Genomic DNA, 19,557 nt, shown 5'->3' on the forward strand with positions numbered 1-19,557 from the left:
TCAGCCCATCCGGTGAAGGGCGCAGAGCTTGTTGCCGTCCGGATCGCGCAGATAGGCAAGATACATCGGCATCGGCCCGCCTTCGCCGCGCACTCCCGGCGGATCCTCGATCGCGGTGCCGCCATTGGCAACACCCGCTGCGTGCCAGGCATCGGCCTGCTCAGGGGTCATTGCGAAGCCGATGGTGCAGCCGTTGCCAGCGGAGGCCGGCTGGCCATCGATGGGAGTGGTGACGAGGAACAGCCCGCCATTGTGCATATAGATCAGGCGGCCCTTCTCGTCCTTGAAGCCTTCCTTGCCGCCGATGGCGGTGAAAGTCGCGTCATAGAACTTCTTGGACCGGTCGATATCGTTCGAACCGACCATCATGTGACTGTACATTCGCGCTCTCTCCTCTTCGAGTTGCGATTTGCTACCTGTGCGTAGGCGCGAGTCGGGTCAATAGACAACCACGCTGCGGATGGACTTGCCTTCGTGCATCAGGTCGAAGGCGGTGTTGATCTCTTCCAGACCCATCACGTGGGTGATCATCGGGTCGATCGCGATCTTGCCGGTCATGTACATGTCGACGATCTTGGGAACATCGGTGCGGCCCTTGGCCCCGCCGAACGCGGTGCCGCGCCAGTTGCGGCCGGTGACGAGCTGGAACGGACGGGTGGCGATTTCCTTGCCTGCCTCGGCCACGCCGATGATGATCGAAGTGCCCCATCCGCGGTGGCAGGCCTCGAGCGCGGTGCGCATCACATCGGTGTTGCCGGTGGCATCGAAAGTATAATCCGCGCCGCCATCGGTCATGGCGACGATCTTCGCGACGATATCCTCGCGGCTCATGCCCTTGCTGTTGAGGAATTCGGTCATGCCGAACTTGCGGCCCCATTCTTCGCGATCGGGGTTGATGTCGACGCCGATGATCCTGTCGGCCCCGGCCAGCCGTGCGCCCTGGATCACGTTGAGGCCGATGCCGCCGAGGCCGAACACCACCACATTGTCGCCGACCTGCACCTTGGCGGTGTTGATCACCGCGCCCACGCCCGTGGTGACCCCGCAGCCGATGTAGCAGCTGGTCTGGAACGGCGCGTCCTCGCGGATCTTCGCTACCGCGATTTCAGGCAGCACGGTGAAGTTCGAGAAGGTCGAGCACCCCATGTAGTGGTAGATCGGCTGGCCCTTGTAGGAAAAGCGCGTGGTGCCGTCCGGCATCAACCCCTGGCCCTGCGTGGCGCGGATCGCGGTGCACAGGTTGGTCTTGCCGCTGAGGCACGATTTACACTGGCGACATTCGGGGGTGTAGAGCGGGATCACATGGTCGCCGGGTTTCACCGAAGTCGCCCCCGCGCCGACCTCGCGCACAATCCCGGCGCCTTCATGGCCCAGCACGCTAGGGAAGATGCCCTCGCTGTCGAGCCCGTCGAGCGTATAGGCATCGGTATGGCAGATGCCGGTCGCCATGATCTCGACCAGCACTTCGCCCGCCTTCGGACCTTCAAGGTCGAGCTCGACGATCTCGAGCGGCTTCCTGGCTTCGAAGGCAACGGCGGCGCGGGTCTTCATGGGGCAGTCTCCAACTATCGATTGGCGCCGGACTAGGCGCTTGGGCGCGGCAAGGTCAATCGCGCTTTCCGCCTTGGCGAGCCTCTGTGCCTGCGATACGTCCGGGCATAGAGGGCAGGAGAGGGAGAGTTCCATGCCGCGACTGAGACAGGCCGGGCGCGAAGCGGGCAATCCCTATGCCGACCGCATCTTCACCCTGCTGTTTGGCGAGCGCGATCCGATTTCCCAGCCGGGCACCGCAACCGGCACGCCGGGCAATTGGTGGACGGTGTTCAACATTGTGCCCGATGCGTTCAGGCACACCACCGAAGGCTTCCAATTCTACCGCTCGCCCGAGCGCAATATCGATCCCAAGCTGCGCGAACTAGGGCAAACGCGGGCAGGATACGTCGTGGGTTCGCAATTCGTCTTTTCGCAGCATTGCAAGGCCAGCCGTGATGCGGGCCTGACCGAAGAGCAGGTGCAGGCGATCCCGCACTGGTCGGTGGCAGGCTGCTTCAGTGACATCGAGCGGGCGGTGCTGGCCTATACCGATGCGCTGGTGCTGCAACGCGGGCGGGTCCCCGATGGTGTGTTCGCTGTGCTCAAGGCGCATCTCTCGGACGAGGAAATCCTCGAGCTGACCTACATCACCTGTACCTACATGATGCATGCGGTGATGAGCCGCGCGCTGCGGCTGGAGTATGACGATGTCGATGACCGCATCGTCGAAGTTCCTGCACCGGGCGACGGCTCGCAGGACGTCATGGCGATGGTGGACACCGAGGAGGACGACTGATGGCCTATCACCATTTGGCGCTGGCCGCGAAGGACATGAAGGCGACCCACGAATTCTACGAAGGGATCATGGGCTTCGAACTGGTCAAGGTCGAGGTCGCACCGATCATGTCGGGCGGCTGGGGGAAGCACTTCTTCTACCGGATGGACGGCGACGACAGCCGCTTCATCGCCTTCTGGGAACTGCACGACGGGCCGGGGGCGGACGAATACATCTTCGACCTCAACAAGGCCGCCAAGCTGCCACCGGCGACCAACCACTATTCCTTCGCCGTCGGTAGCGAGGAGGAGTTCGCCGAGTGGCGCGAGAAGTGGCGCAGCGCGGGGCTGAAGGTGTTCGAAATCGATCACAATTGGTGCAAGTCGATCTACACCCAGGACCCCAACGGCAATGCGGTCGAATTTTGCCTTACCACCGGCGAGTTTACCCCAGCCGACCGCGCGCGGGCCTTGGCGGCGCTGGAAGAAACCGAGTTCAATCCTTCGCCGCCGCCCGCGATGATGAAGATGTGGGAGCCGGCCTGAGCGTCAAGCGCTTTCGTGGACGGTCTTGCTGACGAGGCAGGCGGCGACGCCATCGGCCCCGTCTTCGAGGCCATAGCCTGACCATTTGACCCCGCCGAACGGCGCATCGGCGGCGCTGACCGTCCCGCCGTTGAGGGCGATCATGCCGGCCTCGATCTCGCTCGCCAGCCGCATCTTGCGCTTGGCATCCTGGGTCCAGGCATAGGCGGCGAGGCCATAGGGCAGGCGGTTCGCCTCCCCGACCATCGCATCGTATCCCGACATCGGGTTGATGATCGCCACCGGACCGAACGGTTCGTCGTTCATGATCGCGGCATCGGTCGGCACTTCGGACAGCACGGTCGGCTGGTGGAAGAAACCCTGGTTGCCGATCCGCTCGCCGCCTGCCAGCAGCTTGGCGCCGTGCTCGCGCGCATCGGCGATCTTCTTCTGGATGCCGTCGGGTCCGCGCTCGCTGGCCATTGGCCCCATCTGCGTGTCGGTGTCCATGCCATTGCCGACCTTGACCGCCTTCGCCCGCTCGACAAAGCCGTCGCGGAAGCGCTCGAACACGTCCTCCTCGACCAGGAAGCGGGTCGGGCTGACGCAGACCTGTCCGGCATTGCGGAACTTGGCCGCCGCCATGGTATCGAGCGCCTTGTCGATATCGGCATCGTTGAAAACCAGCACCGGGCCGTGGCCGCCCAGCTCCAGCGTGGCGCGCTGCAGGTTCTCGGCCGCCAGCTTGGCCAGCTGCTTGCCGACCGCGGTCGAGCCGGTGAAGGTGATCTTGCGGATCACGGGGCTGCCCATCAGGTGTTCGCTGATTTCGGCGGGCACGCCGAACACCGCCTGGCAGACATCGCCCGGCACGCCCGCGTCGAGCATCGCCTGGACCATGGCGAGCCCGCCGGCAGGGGTCTCTTCCGACGGCTTGACGATGACCGAGCAACCGGCCGCGAGCGGGCCGCCGATCTTGCGCATGACGTTGAGCGCCGGGAAGTTCCAGGCGCTGAAGCCCGCCACCGGACCGACCGGTTCGTGCCGCACCTCGACCCGCTGGCCGTCGGGGCGGACCAGCGTCTTGCCATAGAGCCGCTTGCACTCGCCGGCGTAGAATTCGAGCAGCATGGCGCAATAGATTACTTCGCCGATGGCTTCCTTGTGCGGCTTGCCCTGTTCGCGGGTGATGGCAGCCCCGATGTCCTTTGACCGTTCGCGGATCAGCCCGGCGGCCTTGCGCAGCACGGCTTCGCGCTCATCGGCACCGGTGGTGCGCCACGTGGCAAAGCCGGCCTGGGCATTGGCGAGCGCGGTATCGAGGTCGTCGGCCGTGGCGCGGGGCAAGGCGGCAATGGCCTCGCCCGTCGCCGGATCGAGTACGTCGATCGTCTCGCGACCCGAGGAGACGGCGTGGCCGCCGATCAGCAGCGAAAGTTGGGGGTAGTTGCTCATGGAAATCCTCTCGGGCTGGGCAGGGGTTCGATTGTCACGCCCATCTGGGCGCAGGGTATACCTTAGTAAAGGGGCAGCATGGGTTCAGGTTCCGCGCTATAGGGCAGGAACCATGCTGAACTTCCTTTTTGCAAGCACCCTCGCTCTTGCCGCCCCGGCTGCGCCGCAGCTCAACCTGCAACAACAGGCGAGCCTGCGTTGTGCCGCTGCCTTTGCCGTCGTCGCCACAAGGCAGGAGCGCGGCGACGCGGCGGTCAGGGCGTGGCCGGTGATGAACCCGCGCGGGAAGGAGTTCTTCGTCCGCGCCGGGGCCCAGCTGATGGACGAGACCGGCATCACACGCGAGCAGCTCAGCGCCTTGTTTGCGGTCGAGGCGGAGGGCCTGAAGGACGAGCGGAAACTCGCCGAGGTCATGCCCGGATGCCTGCTGCTGCTCGACGCATCGGGAATTTGACGCACTGTGCCGGATAACCGCGCGATACGTGTTGTTACGCTTCGCATGTTGCGGCATTGAGATCGGCCATGTGGCGCGTCTATTGCTTCCCCCTCTGCCCCTTCAGTCGCAAGATCCGGCTCCTGCTGGGCGAGAAAGGCGTGGGCTATGAAGTCTGGCGGACTGATCCGTGGGACGCCGACGACGAATTCTGGAACATGAACCCGGCCGGGCGAACCCCGGTGGTGCGCGATGCGGCCCGTGACATCACGCTGGCAGACAGCCGCGCGATTGCCGAATATTTCGAGGAAACCGTCGACCGCGCACCGATGATCAACGGCACCGCGGCCAACCGTGCCGAAATCCGCCGGCTGGTGGCATTGTTCGACGAGAACTTCTTCGCCGACGTCACCCTCCCGCTGCTGCACGAGCGGATGAAGAAGCGGCTGATCCTGCGCGAGCCGCCCGACAGCCGCGTGCTGCGCGAAGCGATGAAGCTGGCGCACGGTCATCTCGACTATATCGACTGGCTGGTCGATACCCGGCCCTGGCTGGCGGGACCGCAGATGAGCCTCGCCGACCTCGCTGCTGCAGCGCAGATTTCCGTCGCCGACTATCTCGGCGGGATCGACTGGAAGGGTCACGACCAGACCCGCGACTGGTACACCGCCTTCAAGAGCCGCCCGAGCTTCGGCCCGCTGCTGGCCGAGCGGATGGAGGTGATCCAGCCGCCGACGCATTACGCGATGCTTGACGCTTAGTTTGCCTTTCGCAGCCGCCTCCGCGGTTGCGTCCTCGGGGCTGTTCCTTCGCTGCGCTACGGGTCCCTGCGGGCGCGCGCCTCCGTCGGGCTATCGCCTGGCGGCTGTTTGAGCCCACGCGCTTGCGGGGCCTCCACCGGCCCCGATGTGAAATCGGTGTAATCTCACGACCTGGTCGGGCGAATAGGGGGGTGTTGGCGCTTCCACCGATGATGCCTACATTTCCCCCGAAGGAGACACCCGATGACCGATCCCAAGGCCATGCCCGACAACCAGTGGCGCGAAAAGCTGAGCCCCGAGCAGTACCACATCCTGCGCGAAAAAGGGACCGAGCGGGCCTTTACCGGCAAGTACGACAAGCACTACGACGCCGGCGAATATTACTGCGCCGGCTGCGGGGCGAAGCTGTTCGAGAGCGATGCCAAGTACAACAGCGGCTGCGGCTGGCCGGCCTTCACCCGCCCCAGCGATGGCGATGCCGTGGCCGAGCATCGCGACACTTCCTATGGCATGATCCGCACCGAAGTGACCTGTGCCAATTGCGACGGGCACCTGGGCCACGTCTTCCCCGACGGTCCGCGTGACCAGGGCGGCTTGCGCTACTGTATCAACAGCGCCGCGCTCGACTTCGAGCCGGCCGAAACATCTGGCGACAAAAGCGAATAGGTCGTTCACCCCGCGTTAGCCTTGCTCTATGCATGGGCGGAACGAGACAGCATGCCCGAAGGCGTGCATGACGGGGTGGTTCGACCAGAATGGCGCAGCGCGGCAGCCGCCGGAAGGCAGCGGAACAGGCGAAACGGGCAAACGGCCCCAGCGGGCCGCCGAGCCGGGCGAAGCTGTGGTTCAAGCGGATCGCCATTGGCGGGGCCGTGGTCGGCTTGCTCGGCGCGCTGTTCCTGGGTCTCGCCGTGCTGTTTGCCGCGCGTTCGTTGCCCAGCTACGCCCAGCTCAAGGCGACACAGAACGCCCAGACCATAGTCGTACGGGCGCGCGACGGGACGGAGATCCTCGAGCTCGGGCCGAGTTTCGGCAAGTGGATCCCGCACCAGCAAATCCCGCAGGTGATGAAGGATGCGATGGTCTCGGTTGAGGACCGCCGCTTCTACTCGCATTTCGGTATCGACCCGCTGGGTCTGATGCGCGCGGTTTATGAAGCGGTGACCGGCGACAAGCGCATTTCGGCGACATCGACGATCACCCAGCAGCTCGCCCGCAACGTTTTCCTGAATTCCAATCGCTCGCTCGATCGCAAGCTGCGCGAAGGTGTGCTGGCCATGGCGCTGGAGAGCAAATTCTCCAAGGAGCAGATCCTCGAGCTCTACCTCAACAAGGTCTATTTCGGCGGCGGGGCCTATGGCATCGACAGCGCCAGTCGCAAGTTCTTCAGCCATCCCGGCACCGAGCTGAGCACCGCCGAGGCCGCGATCATCGCCGGCCTGGTCAAGGCGCCGAGCCGCTACTCGCCGACCGCCGATGTCAATGCTGCCGTCGGCCGGGCCAAGGTCGTACTGCGGCTGATGCGCGAGCAGGGCCGGATCAGCGAGAGCGAAGCGCAGGTCGATGTCGACGCGGTCAAGCTCAAGGTCGATGCCAACCAGAACTCGGTCCGCTACTTTACGGACTGGGCACTGCCGCAGCTCGATATCCTGCTGCCAGAAACCTTCGAGCCGATCGAGGTCTGGACCACGATCGATGTCGGTATGCAGCGTGCGGCGCAGGCGGCAATCGAGGCGAACTCGCCTGCCGGGGCGCAGGGCGCACTGGTCAGCATGGACCGCGACGGCGCGGTGCTCGCGCTGATCGGCGGCAAGGACTATGTCGAGACCAGCTTCAACCGCGCCACCACCGCGCTCCGCCAGCCGGGCTCGTCGTGGAAGCTGTTCGTCTATCTTGCCGCGCTGGAAGCAGGCTATACGCCCGAAGATACGGTCAAGGACGTGCCGGTGACGATCCAGGGCTGGAGCCCGCGCAATTCGGGCGGCGGCTATTCCGGCGAAATGAGCCTGCGCAGTGCCTTCGCTTTCTCCAAGAACACTGTCGCGGCGCAACTGGGCAATGAAGTCGGCTTCGGCACGGTCTCCTCGATGGCCAAGCGGTTCGGCATCACGACGGAGATTTCGACTGTCCCGTCGATGGTGCTCGGATCGAACGAAGTCCGGTTGCTCGACATGACCCGCGCCTTTGCGGCGATTTCGGCTTACGGCAATTCGGTCGAGCCCTATGGCATCGTCAAGGTCACCACCGCCGATGGCGAAGTGATCTACCAGCACCAGAAGGCCCGCACGGTAAAGCTGGTGCCGGATTACGTGGCTGCGGGAATGGTCGACCTGCTGCAGGCGGCCGTCCAGACCGGGACCGGTCGCGCAGCCCAGATCGGGCGTCCGGTCGCCGGCAAGACGGGAACCACCAGTTCCAACAAGGACGGTTATTTCGTCGGCTTCTCCAGCGGCATTACCACCGGCGTGTGGATGGGCCGCGATGACAGCAAGGCGGTCGGGGGCCTGCAAGGCGGGCGCGCCCCGGCCCAGGCGTTCGCCGCTTTCATGCGCTATGCCGTCAAGGGGCGCCCGGTCGAGAATTTCAAGGTGGAGACCAACCTGCCCGAATGGCAGACCGAGCCCGACGACGAGTTCTACTTCGGCGACCCCGACGAGTATTACTACATCGACGAGCAGGGCAATCTGATCGAGCCGGGCCGTGTCGAAGGGCCACGCGGCGAAGGCTTGCCGCCCGAAAGCGAACTCGGGCCAGGGGAGGCGAACCGCCAGCGGCGGCCTCCGCCGGAGCCGGCTACGGATGGTGCCCCGCAAGCCGCGAGCGACGATTTCCTCAACCGTGCGACCGGCGGCAACGAGCCGCAGCGCCAGCCGCCGCCGCAACCACGCCCTTCCCCGCCTCCGCCGCGCCAGCCGCAATAGGTCGCTACCCAGACGCAAAACCCCGCCGGATCGCTCCGGCGGGGTTTTCGTTGTCGGGTGATCCGCCGCGTTACTTCTGGATGCGGACCGCGCGGAAGAACGGCGGGGCGCCGCGGCGCTGGATGTTCAGCAGGATCGAATCGCGCCCGGCTTTCTCGGCCTCGGCGATGATGGATTCGAGATCCTCGACACTGGCGACCGGCTTGTAGTTGGCACCCACGATGATGTCGCGGCGGCGAATATCCTTCGCCGCAGCGTCGGAACTCGGATCGACCACGGCGATGGCGAGGCCCTTGACCGAAGAACCGACACCCAGCTGCCGGGCGATTTCGGCGGTCACCGGCAACACGCCCAGGCCCAGCTTCTCGGCAATGCCTTCGCTGCCCTGTATGTCGGGCGTCGTCGGATTGTCCTGGCTCTCGTCATCGGAGAAGACCTGCGACTGGCGAATCTGGTCCTCGCTCGGACGCTTGCCGACTGTCACATTCAGGGTGCGGGTCGCACCTTCGCGGACGATCTGCACGGGGATGGTGGTGCCCGGCTCGATATTGGCGATCAGGAACGACAAGGTCTGGTCGGGCGTCACGTCCTTGCCGTCGATCTTGGTGACGATGTCGCCAGGCTTGATCCCGGCCCTGGCTGCCGCTTCGCCTTCCACCACGTTCTGGACGAATTCGCCGCGGTTCTTGGGCAGGCCCAGCGCGCTGGCGACGTCTTCCGTGACCGGCTGGATCGTCACGCCGAGATACCCGCGTTCGATCGCCACGCCGCTGCGCAACTTGTCGACGATCGGGGCTGCAATATCGGCGGGGATGGCAAAACCGATCCCGACACTGCCGCCCGACGGCGAGTAGATGGCGTTGTTGATGCCGATGACATTGCCCTGCATGTCGAACAGCGGGCCGCCAGAATTGCCGCGGTTGATGCTGGCATCGGTCTGGATGTAGCGGTCATAGGCCCCGCCGCCGGTGTTGCGCAGCTGGGCCGAGACGATCCCGCTGGTCACGGTGCCGCCAAGGCCGAAGGGATTGCCGATGGCGATCACCCAGTCACCGACGCGGGCCTGGGCCGAATCGCCAAACTGTACGAACGGGAAAGGCTTCGTGCCGCTGATCTTGAGCACCGCCAGATCCGACTGGGCATCGGCCCCGACCAGTTCCGCTTCGTATTCGGTGCCGTCGGGCGTGGTGACGGTGATCGCTTCCACTGTCGCCCTGCCCTCGGGACTGATCACGTGATTGTTGGTCACGACATAGCCGTCGGCCGAAATGATGAAGCCCGAACCGAGCGACTGCGCCTCACGCGTCTGCGGCGTCGACGGCTGGCCACGCTGCGAGAACAGGCCCTCGAACGGCGTGCCGGCGAAGGGGTTGCGGGTGTCGACCTCGACACGCTGGCGCGTCGAGATGTTGACCACCGCCGGCTGCAATTGCTCGGTCAGGTCGGCAAAGCTTTCGGGAGCGCCGGGACGGGGGACCACGCCCACCATCGCCCGGTCGTCATTGACAGCCACTTGCGCACCGGCCGGTTGGCCGGTCACCAGGGAAATCGTCGCGCCGCCCAGCAGCAGCGCAGTGCTCAGGCCATATGCGTATCGCACGGGTTTCACCTTCTTTCGTTCCTCTTCAATTCACCTGCTGCAGTTACGCACCAGGCCGTCGTCCGGTTTCAGCCCCGTTTGCGGCATACACTCTTGTGCCGCTGAACGGGCGTTTAACGACAGCTGTAGTCGTGCCGCCCGAACGGGACGAAACTACTGCCCGCGGAACTGCCGCAGGTATTCGTTGTCGGGCGACAGGATGATCGCGCTGTCGCCCGTTCCCTCGCCCTTGGCGAATGTCGCCTCATAGCTCTGCATGGCGCGGTAGAAGTCGTAGAACTGCGGGTCTTTGCCGAAGCTGTCGGCATAGATCTTGGCCGCCTGGGCATCGGCTTCCGCGCGGATCACGGTTGCGTCCTGAGCGCCCTCGGCCCGGATCGTCAGCGCTTCGCGCTGGCGGTCGGACCGCATGCGGTCAAACGCGGCCTGCAGCGGCTCGCCATCGGGCAGGTCGGTGCGCTTGATCTGGACGTCAATCACTTCCGCCCCGTATGCACGCGCCTGTCGGTCGAGGTTGGCCTTGACGGTAGCCAGTGCCGTACCGCGCTCGGCGGTCAGCATGGCCTGGAACGTCCGGCGGCCGAGTTCCTGCCGCAGCACGGAATTGAGGATCGGCTCAAGCGCTTCACGCACGCCCTCGGTGCTGCCCGCACGTTCCACCATGCGGATCGGATCGACGATGCGGAACCGGGCATAGGCGTTGACGACCAGGCGTTGCTGGTCGTTGGAGAGCACTTCCTCGTCCCTCATTTCGAGGTCGAGCACGCGCTTCTCGATCAGCTCGACCGACTGGATCAGCGGAACACGGAAGTAGAGCCCGGCATCAGTCTTGCCATTGGGCGTGTTGACCGTGCCGACCGGGCGACCGGTCTGGATCACGACGGCCTGCTGTTCTTCGGGCACCACGAAAGCGCTCATGAAAAAGCCTACCACCGCGATGGCGACAGAGATGAAGACCAGCTTGTAGTTTTCCCACATGGTGTTCATGTCACTGCCTCCCCGTGACAGTGGTTGTCGGGGCCGGTTCCGGCTGGGAGCGTCGCTTGATCTCGGGCAGGGGCAGGTAAGGGGTCACCCCGCGCGTTTCGACGACGGTCTTGTCGGTGACGCTCAAGACGCGCTCCATGGTTTCGTAGTAAAGACGCTGCCGGGTCACTTCCGGGGCGAGCCGGTATTGTTCATAGACCTTGTCGAAAGCCTCCGCTTCACCGCGGGCGAGCGACAGCTGTTGCTGGGCATAGCCGCGCGCCTGGTTGCGGGCGGCGTCGGCGTTCTGTTCGGCGACAGACACGTCCTTGAACGCGTCGTTGACGTCGGCCGGCGGGTCGGCCTTGGCAATTTCCACCCCGAGCACGGCGATCCCGGCCCGGTAGCGGTCGAGCGACTGCTGCATCCGGCGCCTGACGGCTTGCTCGATCTCTGCCCTGCCTTCGCCGGAAAACGTCTGGTCGAGGGTCTTTTCCGCAACCGAGGCGCGCATGGAGGCTTCAGCCACTTCCTTGATCGTCTCTTCCGGCTCGACCAGAGAGAACTTGAAGCCGCGCAGGTCCTTGATGTTCCAGCGCACGACATACGTCAGGTCGACCAGGTTCTGGTCACCGGTCAGGATCAGCTTCTGCTGCTGGGGACCGCCAGGCAAACGATCCTGCCTTACGCCCTGGACATCCTCGACGTCGACGGTTTGGATAGGGAACGGCAGGGTGAAATTGAGCCCAGGATTGAGGGTGCGCGAATAATCGCCCAGCGTCTTGACCACCGCCTGTTGCTTCGGGCCGATCTGGTGGACCGAGGTCAGGCCGAGACCGAGGATGACCAGCCCGCCCAGGACGACCGGGAACCAGCTCTTGCCACCGGGCCGCTGCGGCAGGCGGAAATTCGGGCCGCGCCCGCCACCGCCACCGCCGCTGCGCCGCGGGCCTTCGGGGCCGCGGTTCTTGAAGATATCCTCGATACTGGCCGATCGGCGCGGCTCGTCCCCGCCGGGCGGAAGCCACGGATTGCGCGGGCCGTTGGGCTTGCCGGGGCCGGAGTCGTCTCCGCCGCCATTGCCCCCGTCGCCGGATCCACCACCACCACTAACTTTGCCGCCCCACGGACTCTTGCCGGCCATCGCCGATGCGGTCCATGTGCGGAACCTGTCAAAACTCTCCATGCCTGTCTGTATAGGTGTCCCTCACCAGAAAAACAGGGGTGGCAGGCGCAAAATTGCTGCTAGGGAGCCGCGCCATATGGATGAGAGTGCACTGAAAGCCGCCCTGCCCGCCGAAATCGCGGCAAGAGCGACGTCGATCAAGGACCGCGAAGGCACTGTCACGGCCATCTTTGACGGGGCGGGCCTCGATGCCGCTGCCTGCGCCGCGCTGGAGGCAGATGCCAAGGCGGCGCTCGAAGCGGTCCCCGGTGTGGCCAGCGTCCGCACCGCCGTGATGGCCGACCGGGTCCGTCGCCGCATCATCGCGGTGGGATCGGGCAAGGGTGGGGTCGGCAAGTCGACGCTCACGGCGAACCTCGCGGTCTCGCTCAAGCGCATGGGGCGCAAGGTCGGGGTGGTCGATGCCGACGTCTATGGCCCCTCGCAGCCGGTCCTGCTCGATAGTGCCGACAAGAAGCCGCAGGCCGAAGGGCAGAAGTTGCAGCCGGTCACCGGCACGCTGGACATCCCGATGCTGTCGATGGGGCACTTGGTCCCGCCGGGCCGGGCATTGGCGTGGCGTGGGCCGATGGCGGGTGGCGCGCTGACCCAGCTGATGGAGGCCGACTGGGGCGACGTCGAACTGATCCTGATCGACCTGCCGCCGGGCACCGGCGACGTGCAGCTGACTATGGTGCAGAAGCACAAGCCCGATGGCGCGGTGATCGTTTCCACCCCGCAGGATCTTGCCCTGATCGACGCTGCTCGGGCCGGGCAATTGTTCGATACCGCCAATGTGCCGATCATCGGGCTGGTGGAGAATATGGCAGGCTATACGTGCCCGCATTGCGGCGAGGTTTCCGACCCGTTCGGGCAAGGCGGTGTGGAAAGCGCGGCGGCGAGGCTGGAATTGCCGTTTCTCGGGCGTATTCCCCTGTCCATGGATATCCGCATGGCCAGCGATGCCGGGACCCCGCCGGCTGCGAGGGACGACGCGAGTGGCGCGGCCTTTGCCGCCGTTGCGGCGAAGCTGGCCGACTGGTTGGACCGGGAGCCCCAGGGCTGATGGTCCTGCTTAGCCGGCGCGGAGTGCTCGCCGGGGCGGCGGTCGGTGGCGGGCTGCTGGTGGCCTGGGCGCTGTGGCCGCGCAACTATCGCACCGGGCTGGAGCCGGGCGAGAACGAGGCCGGGTTCGATGCCTGGCTCAAGATCGCGCCTGACGGGATTGTCACGGTCGCACTGCCGCAGCTGGAGATGGGACAGGGTGTCTCGACGATTCTTCCGCAAGTGGTGGCGACCGAACTCGGGGCCGACTGGCGGCAGGTCGCGGTGCAGCCGGTCGCGCCGAGCGGGGCCTATACCAACGTGCCGCTGGCGGCGAAATGGGGCCGGTTGTGGTTGCCGTCCTTGACGCCCGGCTTCGTCGAGACCCGGCCGGAGGACCTGGTGGTACGCCGCTGGGCCGAGGCCAACCGCTTCATGGCAACCGCCGAGGGCACGTCGCTGGCGGCGTTCGAGCAGCCTTGCCGCGAGGCAGCGGCGGCCGCGCGCAGCATGTTGGCACAGATCGCGGCGGATCGCTGGGGCGTGTCGTGGGAAGAATGCGACGCGGCTGCCGGGTTCATCGTCCACGGCAACAAGCGGCTGCGGTTTGGCGCGCTGGCGCAGGAAGCCGCAGAGCTCGACCCGCCTGATCCTGCACCGCTGCGGGTCGATGCGGCGGCGGAACAGCCGGTCGAAGGACAGAATGACGTGTCGACTTCGCTGCCGCGGCTCGACCTGCCGTCCAAGGTCGACGGTTCGCACCTGTTTGCTGGCGATGTGCGCTTGCCCGGCATGCTCTACGCCGCGATCCGTCATGGCGCGGTCAACCAGTCGCTGCTGGGCAGTTTCGATGCCGAGGATGCGCGCAAGATCCCGGGCTATGTCGGGGCGGTCAAGGGCAAGCGCTGGCTGGCGGCGGTGGCGGAGAACTGGTGGGCGGCCGAGCGCGCGCTCGACGCCATGAACCCGCGTTTCTCGACCGTCGAACGGATCGACAGCGCCGAGATCGAAGCGCGCATGTCCGAAGCGCGCGAGAGTGCCAGCAGCTATCGCATCGCCCAGCGCGGCGAGGGTGCCGACAATATGGGCACGCCCGACCTGACGCTGCATTACGATATATTGCCGGCGTTGCACCTGCCGCTCGAAACCGCCAGCGCTACCGCCTGGCTGCGCGATGGGCGGCTGGAGCTGTGGCTGGCGAGCCAGGCACCGGAGAAAGCGCGCGCCGCAGTGGCGGCAGCGGTCGGCCTTTCGACCGAGGATGTGATCCTTTATCCCATGCCCGCCGGCGGCAGCTTCGATGCCCGCCTGGAGCATGCCCACGCCATCGAGGCTGCGCTGATCGCGCGCGAGACGGGCAAGCCCGTGCAATTGGTATGGTCGCGCTGGCAGGACGCGCTGGCGAGCTATCCCCGCGCTCCGGTCGCGGCCAAGGTCAGCGCCCGGCTGGCCGAGGACGGGACCATCGGCATCCTGCGTACAAGGCTCATCACCCCGTCGTGGGGCCGCGAGTTCGGTGCACGATTGTTCGACAACCGCACCAGCTGGGCTGCCATCGACGATAGCGAAGGCAAGTCGGATCCAATGGTCGGCGAAGGGGCAATGCCGCCCTATGCCATCCCCGACGTGGTGGTGGATCATGTCCCCTTCCGCACCGGGCTCCCCGCAGGCAAGATGCGCGGGCAGGCGCATGGCTACACCGCCTTCATCATCGAAAGCTTCATCGACGAGGTGGCGCATCGCCACGACCGCGAACCGCTGTCCTACCGGATCGGGCTGCTAGGCGAGGATGTGCGGTTGGTCGAATGCTTGCAGCGCGCCGCGCGGCTGGCCGAGTGGGGCGGAGGCGAAAGTGGCGCGGGGCAGGGGCTCGCCTGCCACCGCATGGGAGAAGGTGAGGAAGCGGGCCAGGGCGGGGGACGTATCGCCTGTGTCGCCACTGCCAAGCAGGAGGAAGGCGGCGTCCGGGTGACAGGCTTCAGCGTGGCGGTCGACATCGGCCGGATCGTCAATCTCGACATCGCCCGCCAGCAGATCGAGGGCGGGCTGGTTTACGGGACCGGCCTCGCACTGGGGTCGACCACGGCGTGGGAGCGTGGGCTACCGGTCAATGCCCGGCTCGGCAGCATGGGCTTGCCAGTGCTGGCCGACAGCCCCGCAATCGAGATCGACTTCATCGCCAGCGACGCCCCGCCGTTCGATCCCGGCGAGCTGGGGGTTGCCGTGGCTGCTCCGGCCATCGCCAATGCGCTGTTTTCCGCGACCGGATTGCGCCTGCGCCAGCTACCGCTCTTGTCGGGCGGACTTTAGTTCCGCTTGACGCGGGCTGCGCATTCGGGTTGGCGGCCCGCATGACCTGGCAAGCCCAATCGCTCCCTACCGACCACAAACCCGTCAAGAGCGGGCGGATCGGCGTGTTGCTGGTCAATCTCGGTACCCCCGACGCGCCCGATGTCGCCTCGGTGAAGCGCTATCTGCTCGAATTCCTGTCCGACCGGCGCGTGGTGGAGATCCCGCCGATCGCCTGGCAGCCGATCCTGCGCGGAATCATTCTCAACACAAGGCCCAAGCGCAGCGCCGAGGCCTATCGCAAGGTCTGGACCGAGGAAGGCTCGCCGCTGGCCGTGATTACCCGCAAGCAGGCCGAAGGCTTGCAGGAGCGGCTGGGTGGTGCCGTTCATGTCGACTGGGCCATGCGCTATGGTCAGCCGTCGATCCCCGATCGGCTGAAGACGATGGCCGAGGCCGGATGTGACCGGATTCTGTTCGCCCCGCTCTATCCGCAATACTCGGGCGCCACCACTGGAACGGCGGTCGACAAAGCGGCAGACACGCTCAAGGAAATGCGCTGGCAGCCCGCGCTGCGTATCCTGCCGGCCTATCACGACCGTGCCGGCTATCTCGACGCGCTGGAGGCCGACACGCTGCGCCAGCTAGAAGCGCTCGATTACGTTCCCGAGGTGCTGCTCTTGAGCTTCCACGGCATGCCGCTGCGCACGCTGGAACTGGGCGATCCCTATCACTGCCAGTGCCGCAAGACCTCGCGCCTGCTGGCTGAACGGCTGGCGCGTCACGAGAAGTGGGCCGGCCTGCGTGTCGTCACCACCTTCCAGAGCCGTTTCGGTCGCGCCCAATGGCTTGAACCCGCGACCGATGACACGATCATGGCCGAGGCCAAGGCCGGGACGAAGCAGATGGCGGTGGCCATGCCTGGCTTTTCCGCCGACTGCCTCGAAACGCTGGAAGAGATCGCCATGGAAGGCCGCGACGAATTCGTCGAAGCAGGCGGCGAGCGCTATGCCGCGCTGTCCTGCCTCAACGACAGCGACGCCGGGATGAGCATGCTGGAGGCGCTGGTACGGCAGGAATTGTCAGGCTGGCTTTAACCGCGAATTGGTAGTGATTTGCTACTGACATTGGTGTAATGAGCCGCGCCATGGCTACCCTCGCAGCAGAAACCGCCCCCGCCCCGATCCACTGGACCGAAGGCAATCCCACTGCCGCCGACCTCGCCCATATTCCGGGTGACGGCGGCTGGCCGCTGGTCGGCAACACCTTCCGTATGCTGGCCGATCCGCATGCCTTCGCCCGGCGGATGTATCAGACCCACGGCAAGGTCTACAAGAACCGCGCCTTCGGCGGCTGGCAGGTGGCGATGATCGGGGCCGAAGCGAACGAGCTGATGCTGTTCGACCGGAACAAAATCTTCTCCAGCGAGCAGGGCTGGGGGCCGATCCTCGACCAGCTGTTCCCGCGCGGACTGATGCTGCTCGATTTCGACCATCACCGGGCCGACCGGCGCGCCCTGTCGATCGCTTTTAAGCCCGAACCGATGCGGCACTATGCCGGCTCGCTCAACCGCGGCATTGCACAGCGGATGACCGAATGGGGGGAAGGTCCGCTACAATTCTATCCCGCGATCAAGCAGCTGACGCTCGACCTTGCTGCGGACAGCTTCCTCGGCCTACCGTTCGGACCGGAAGCGGACGCGATCAACAAGGCGTTCGTCGACATGGTCCAGGCCTCGGTCGCGCCGATCCGCAAGCCGCTGCCCTTCACCGCGATGAAGCGCGGGGTCGATGGCCGCAAGTTCCTGGTCGATTACTTCACCAGGGAGACGCACCGGATTCGCACCGAAGGCGGCGGGCAGGACATGTTCAGCCAGTTCGCCACCGCCGAATACGAAGACGGCAGCCAGATGCCGGTCGACGAAGTGGTCGATCACATGAATTTCCTGATGATGGCGGCGCATGACACCATCACCTCCAGCGCCACTTCGCTCGTCTATCTGCTGGCGAAGAACCCCGAATGGCAGGAAAAGCTGCGGCAGGAACTGACGGCGATTACCGGCGGCGAAGGCAAGGAACTGGCCTACGACCAGCTCGGCGAGCCCGAGCTGACCGAAATGGCCTTCAAGGAAGCGCTGCGGCACATCCCGCCGGTCCCGTCGATGCCGCGCCGCGCGCTCAAGGCCTTCGAATATGCCGGCTATGAAATCCCGGCCGGGGTGGGCGTGGGGATCAACATCCACATGGTCCACCATATGGAGGAATATTGGGACAGCCCCTACGACTTCGACCCGCTGCGTTTCACCGCGGACAAGGTGAAGGCGCGGCACAAATACGCCTGGGTCCCCTTCGGCGGCGGCGCGCACATGTGCCTTGGGCTGCACTTCGCCTATATGCAGATCAAGATCCTGATGGCGCATATGCTGACCCGTTACCGGATCGAAGTGGCCGACGGCTATGATCCAGCGTGGCAGGCCTGGCCGATCCCCAAGCCGAAGGACGGCTTGAAGATCTCGCTGAAGAAAATCTAGAAATCGATCGCGATGCCGTCCTTGACCCAGTCGCCGTAACGGGTCGGGCTGAGCTCCTCTTCTGCCTTGACCTTCTCCGGCTTGGGCGCAGGTTCGTCGGTCCAGTGGGCCGGTTTCTTGAAGTCCTTCGGGCGTTGGGTGGCACGTTTCATGGTGCAGGGATGCGCGCACTGGCGCTCGGTTGCAATACCGACTAACCGCCGCCCGCATGGCCCAACCGACCGGAATTCACGCCCGCCGCGCCGCATTGCAGATGCTCGATGCCGTGTTGCGCCGGGGCGAAACGCTCGAACAGGCCGAAGGGCCCGCACTCAAGACCGTCCGCAGCGCGCCGGACAAGGGTCTCGCTCGCGCCCTTGCCAATGAGACGCTGCGCTGGCTCACCGATCTCGATTCGCTGATCGACAGCGCGACCAGGCAGCGCCTGCCGGAAGATGCCAAGGTGCGCACCGTGCTGCGGCTGATGCTGGCGGGCTGGCTGCGGCTGGAGACCCCGCCGCACGCGGTGATCGCCACCGGGCTGCCCCTGCTTGCCGGTGGGCCAAGGCGGCTGGCGCATGGCGTCTTCTCGACCCTCGACAAACGCGGCGCGCAATTGCCGGCGGAGCCGACCCTTCCGGAGCGGGTGCGCGAACGCTGGGGCGAGCGAACCGCCAGCATCGCCGCTGGCCTCGCCGAACCGCCGCCGCTCGACCTTACGTTGCGTGAACCCGGGGAGACGCAGCATTGGGCCAACCAGCTGGCGGGTGACAGCACCATACCCGGCCATGTGCGCCTGCCGCGCGGCTCGGCAGTGGAGACCCTACCGGGCTTCAAGGACGGCGCCTGGTGGGTGCAGGATCTCGCCGCCTCGCTCCCCGCCCGGCTGCTGGGGCAGGGCGAGGGAAGGCACGTGCTCGATCTTTGCGCTGCGCCTGGAGGCAAAACGCTGCAACTCGCCGCTGCCGGGTGGAAAGTGACCGCACTCGATCTCAGCAAGCGGCGGCTGGAACTGCTCAAGGACAACCTCAAGCGTACCGGTCTCAAGGCCTCGCCGATCCGCGCCGATGCGCTGACCTGGGAAGCGAAGCACCAGTTCGACGCCGTCCTGCTCGATGCGCCCTGCACCGCGACAGGCACCTGCCGCCGCCATCCCGATGTGCTGCACCGCATCGGCCAGCGCCAGATTGCAGAGATGGCGGAGCTTCAGGCTGCGCTGCTGGCACGCGCCACAAGCTGGCTCAAACCCGGCGGGACACTGGTTTACGCGGTGTGCTCGCTGGAACGTGAAGAGGGCGAGGAGCAGGCGGTGCAAGTGACGCTGACCCCGCTTCCGGTGGGCACGGGCGAGTTGCCCGGCGGCATCGCGCCGACCGCCGAGGGTTGGCTTCGCACCGAGCCCGGAATGCTGGCCGATCGGGGCGGCCTCGATGGGTTCTTCGTCGGACGATGGACGAAGCCCGTATCCTGAACACCGGCGGGAACCTTTGCCGGCTCGCGTCGTTCGCTTGGAAGTTTAAGCAGGGTCAAATGCAACACCCCATCCGGTTCTCGACTATTGTCGGCCCTCTGGCGGGCCCGG

At 65.7% G+C, this 19,557-nt stretch carries 18 protein-coding genes; 11 read left to right on the forward strand and 7 right to left on the reverse strand.

The annotated features are described in order from the left end of the window. Positions 1–381: a VOC family protein gene (locus tag LY632_RS04220; RefSeq protein ID WP_234092559.1), complete on the reverse strand. Its 381-nt coding sequence runs from the start codon at positions 379–381 to the stop codon at positions 1–3. Positions 382–438: 57 nt separating this feature from the next. Next, positions 439–1,551, reverse strand: a complete 1,113-nt coding sequence (locus LY632_RS04225) for an S-(hydroxymethyl)glutathione dehydrogenase/class III alcohol dehydrogenase (protein ID WP_234092560.1) — start codon at positions 1,549–1,551, stop codon at positions 439–441. A 133-nt stretch (positions 1,552–1,684) separates the two neighbouring features. Here LY632_RS04225 and LY632_RS04230 point away from each other — a divergent pair, with 133 nt between their 5' ends. Both LY632_RS04230 and LY632_RS04235 read left to right on the forward strand, forming a co-directional pair. Continuing rightward, positions 1,685–2,329, forward strand: coding sequence for a carboxymuconolactone decarboxylase family protein (locus tag LY632_RS04230; RefSeq protein WP_234092561.1), 645 nt, complete (start codon positions 1,685–1,687; stop codon positions 2,327–2,329). After that, complete coding sequence (locus LY632_RS04235) at positions 2,329–2,853, forward strand: VOC family protein (RefSeq protein WP_234092562.1); 525 nt, start codon at positions 2,329–2,331, stop codon at positions 2,851–2,853. The genes LY632_RS04230 and LY632_RS04235 overlap by 1 nt, the downstream gene beginning before the upstream one ends. A 3-nt stretch (positions 2,854–2,856) precedes the next feature. Here the strand turns inward: LY632_RS04235 and LY632_RS04240 are convergent, their stop codons facing one another. Next, on the reverse strand, positions 2,857–4,287 hold the full coding sequence (locus tag LY632_RS04240; RefSeq protein ID WP_234092563.1) for an NAD-dependent succinate-semialdehyde dehydrogenase: 1,431 nt from the start codon (positions 4,285–4,287) through the stop codon (positions 2,857–2,859). 112 nt (positions 4,288–4,399) lie between these two features. Between LY632_RS04240 and LY632_RS04245 the strand changes: the two genes are divergently transcribed. From LY632_RS04245 to LY632_RS04260, 4 genes are all read left to right on the forward strand, one after another. Continuing rightward, positions 4,400–4,741 (forward strand): hypothetical protein, encoded by a 342-nt coding sequence (locus LY632_RS04245; RefSeq protein ID WP_234092564.1) that lies wholly within the window; start codon positions 4,400–4,402, stop codon positions 4,739–4,741. 68 nt (positions 4,742–4,809) lie between these two features. Then, a complete protein-coding gene (locus tag LY632_RS04250; protein WP_234092565.1) occupies positions 4,810–5,481 on the forward strand; it encodes a glutathione S-transferase family protein in 672 nt (223 codons plus the stop codon). 243 nt (positions 5,482–5,724) lie between these two features. After that, positions 5,725–6,147: a peptide-methionine (R)-S-oxide reductase MsrB gene (gene msrB, locus LY632_RS04255; RefSeq protein WP_234092566.1), complete on the forward strand. Its 423-nt coding sequence runs from the start codon at positions 5,725–5,727 to the stop codon at positions 6,145–6,147. A gap of 89 nt (positions 6,148–6,236) precedes the next feature. Continuing rightward, on the forward strand, positions 6,237–8,402 hold the full coding sequence (locus LY632_RS04260) for a transglycosylase domain-containing protein (protein WP_234092567.1): 2,166 nt from the start codon (positions 6,237–6,239) through the stop codon (positions 8,400–8,402). 70 nt (positions 8,403–8,472) lie between these two features. On the opposite strand, the gene LY632_RS04265 is transcribed toward LY632_RS04260, so the two are convergent. From LY632_RS04265 to hflK, 3 genes are all read right to left on the reverse strand, one after another. Next, entirely contained in the window at positions 8,473–10,011 is a 1,539-nt protein-coding gene (locus LY632_RS04265) for a Do family serine endopeptidase (protein ID WP_234092568.1), read from the reverse strand. A 144-nt stretch (positions 10,012–10,155) separates the two neighbouring features. Beyond that, positions 10,156–10,989, reverse strand: coding sequence for a protease modulator HflC (gene hflC, locus LY632_RS04270; RefSeq protein WP_234092569.1), 834 nt, complete (start codon positions 10,987–10,989; stop codon positions 10,156–10,158). Position 10,990: 1 nt separating this feature from the next. Continuing rightward, positions 10,991–12,112: a protease modulator HflK gene (gene hflK, locus LY632_RS04275; RefSeq protein ID WP_234092570.1), complete on the reverse strand. Its 1,122-nt coding sequence runs from the start codon at positions 12,110–12,112 to the stop codon at positions 10,991–10,993. A gap of 118 nt (positions 12,113–12,230) precedes the next feature. Here hflK and LY632_RS04280 point away from each other — a divergent pair, with 118 nt between their 5' ends. The 4 genes from LY632_RS04280 to LY632_RS04295 are packed head-to-tail and all read left to right on the forward strand — an operon-like array spanning position 12,231 to position 17,996. Further along, positions 12,231–13,199 carry an Mrp/NBP35 family ATP-binding protein gene (locus LY632_RS04280; RefSeq protein ID WP_234092571.1) on the forward strand — a complete coding sequence of 323 codons (969 nt, stop codon included), beginning with the start codon at positions 12,231–12,233 and terminating at the stop codon, positions 13,197–13,199. After that, a complete protein-coding gene (locus LY632_RS04285) occupies positions 13,199–15,487 on the forward strand; it encodes a molybdopterin cofactor-binding domain-containing protein (RefSeq protein WP_234092572.1) in 2,289 nt (762 codons plus the stop codon). Before LY632_RS04280 ends, LY632_RS04285 begins: the two co-directional genes overlap by 1 nt. Positions 15,488–15,528: 41 nt before the next feature. Continuing rightward, entirely contained in the window at positions 15,529–16,563 is a 1,035-nt protein-coding gene (hemH, locus tag LY632_RS04290; RefSeq protein ID WP_234092573.1) for a ferrochelatase, read from the forward strand. Positions 16,564–16,613: 50 nt separating this feature from the next. Then, positions 16,614–17,996 carry a cytochrome P450 gene (locus LY632_RS04295; RefSeq protein WP_234092574.1) on the forward strand — a complete coding sequence of 461 codons (1,383 nt, stop codon included), beginning with the start codon at positions 16,614–16,616 and terminating at the stop codon, positions 17,994–17,996. Here the strand turns inward: LY632_RS04295 and LY632_RS04300 are convergent. Further along, a complete protein-coding gene (locus LY632_RS04300) occupies positions 17,993–18,148 on the reverse strand; it encodes a DUF1674 domain-containing protein (protein WP_234092575.1) in 156 nt (51 codons plus the stop codon). The two genes, LY632_RS04295 and LY632_RS04300, sit on opposite strands and share 4 nt — an antisense overlap. Before the next feature lie 56 nt (positions 18,149–18,204). Between LY632_RS04300 and LY632_RS04305 the strand changes: the two genes are divergently transcribed. Continuing rightward, positions 18,205–19,446 carry an RsmB/NOP family class I SAM-dependent RNA methyltransferase gene (locus LY632_RS04305; RefSeq protein ID WP_234092576.1) on the forward strand — a complete coding sequence of 414 codons (1,242 nt, stop codon included), beginning with the start codon at positions 18,205–18,207 and terminating at the stop codon, positions 19,444–19,446. Positions 19,447–19,557 lie beyond the last annotated feature (111 nt).

Source organism: Erythrobacter sp. SDW2 (assembly GCF_021431965.1).
GTDB lineage: Bacteria > Pseudomonadota > Alphaproteobacteria > Sphingomonadales > Sphingomonadaceae > Parerythrobacter.

What these genes read in the sequence shown, in the direction of transcription:
- hflC (WP_234092569.1), bottom strand. Translation starts at nt 10,989, where the DNA reads ATGAACACCATGTGGGAAAACTACAAGCTGGTCTTCATCTCTGTCGCC.
- hflK (WP_234092570.1), bottom strand. Translation starts at nt 12,112, where the DNA reads ATGGCCGGCAAGAGTCCGTGGGGCGGCAAAGTTAGTGGTGGTGGTGGA.
- LY632_RS04245 (WP_234092564.1), top strand. Translation starts at nt 4,400, where the DNA reads ATGCTGAACTTCCTTTTTGCAAGCACCCTCGCTCTTGCCGCCCCGGCT.
- LY632_RS04285 (WP_234092572.1), top strand. Translation starts at nt 13,199, where the DNA reads ATGGTCCTGCTTAGCCGGCGCGGAGTGCTCGCCGGGGCGGCGGTCGGT.
- LY632_RS04235 (WP_234092562.1), top strand. Translation starts at nt 2,329, where the DNA reads ATGGCCTATCACCATTTGGCGCTGGCCGCGAAGGACATGAAGGCGACC.
- LY632_RS04295 (WP_234092574.1), top strand. Translation starts at nt 16,614, where the DNA reads ATGGCTACCCTCGCAGCAGAAACCGCCCCCGCCCCGATCCACTGGACC.
- LY632_RS04240 (WP_234092563.1), bottom strand. Translation starts at nt 4,287, where the DNA reads ATGAGCAACTACCCCCAACTTTCGCTGCTGATCGGCGGCCACGCCGTC.
- LY632_RS04220 (WP_234092559.1), bottom strand. Translation starts at nt 381, where the DNA reads ATGTACAGTCACATGATGGTCGGTTCGAACGATATCGACCGGTCCAAG.
- hemH (WP_234092573.1), top strand. Translation starts at nt 15,529, where the DNA reads ATGACCTGGCAAGCCCAATCGCTCCCTACCGACCACAAACCCGTCAAG.
- LY632_RS04260 (WP_234092567.1), top strand. Translation starts at nt 6,237, where the DNA reads ATGGCGCAGCGCGGCAGCCGCCGGAAGGCAGCGGAACAGGCGAAACGG.
- LY632_RS04305 (WP_234092576.1), top strand. Translation starts at nt 18,205, where the DNA reads ATGGCCCAACCGACCGGAATTCACGCCCGCCGCGCCGCATTGCAGATG.
- LY632_RS04280 (WP_234092571.1), top strand. Translation starts at nt 12,231, where the DNA reads ATGGATGAGAGTGCACTGAAAGCCGCCCTGCCCGCCGAAATCGCGGCA.
- LY632_RS04300 (WP_234092575.1), bottom strand. Translation starts at nt 18,148, where the DNA reads ATGAAACGTGCCACCCAACGCCCGAAGGACTTCAAGAAACCGGCCCAC.
- LY632_RS04230 (WP_234092561.1), top strand. Translation starts at nt 1,685, where the DNA reads ATGCCGCGACTGAGACAGGCCGGGCGCGAAGCGGGCAATCCCTATGCC.
- msrB (WP_234092566.1), top strand. Translation starts at nt 5,725, where the DNA reads ATGACCGATCCCAAGGCCATGCCCGACAACCAGTGGCGCGAAAAGCTG.
- LY632_RS04250 (WP_234092565.1), top strand. Translation starts at nt 4,810, where the DNA reads ATGTGGCGCGTCTATTGCTTCCCCCTCTGCCCCTTCAGTCGCAAGATC.
- LY632_RS04225 (WP_234092560.1), bottom strand. Translation starts at nt 1,551, where the DNA reads ATGAAGACCCGCGCCGCCGTTGCCTTCGAAGCCAGGAAGCCGCTCGAG.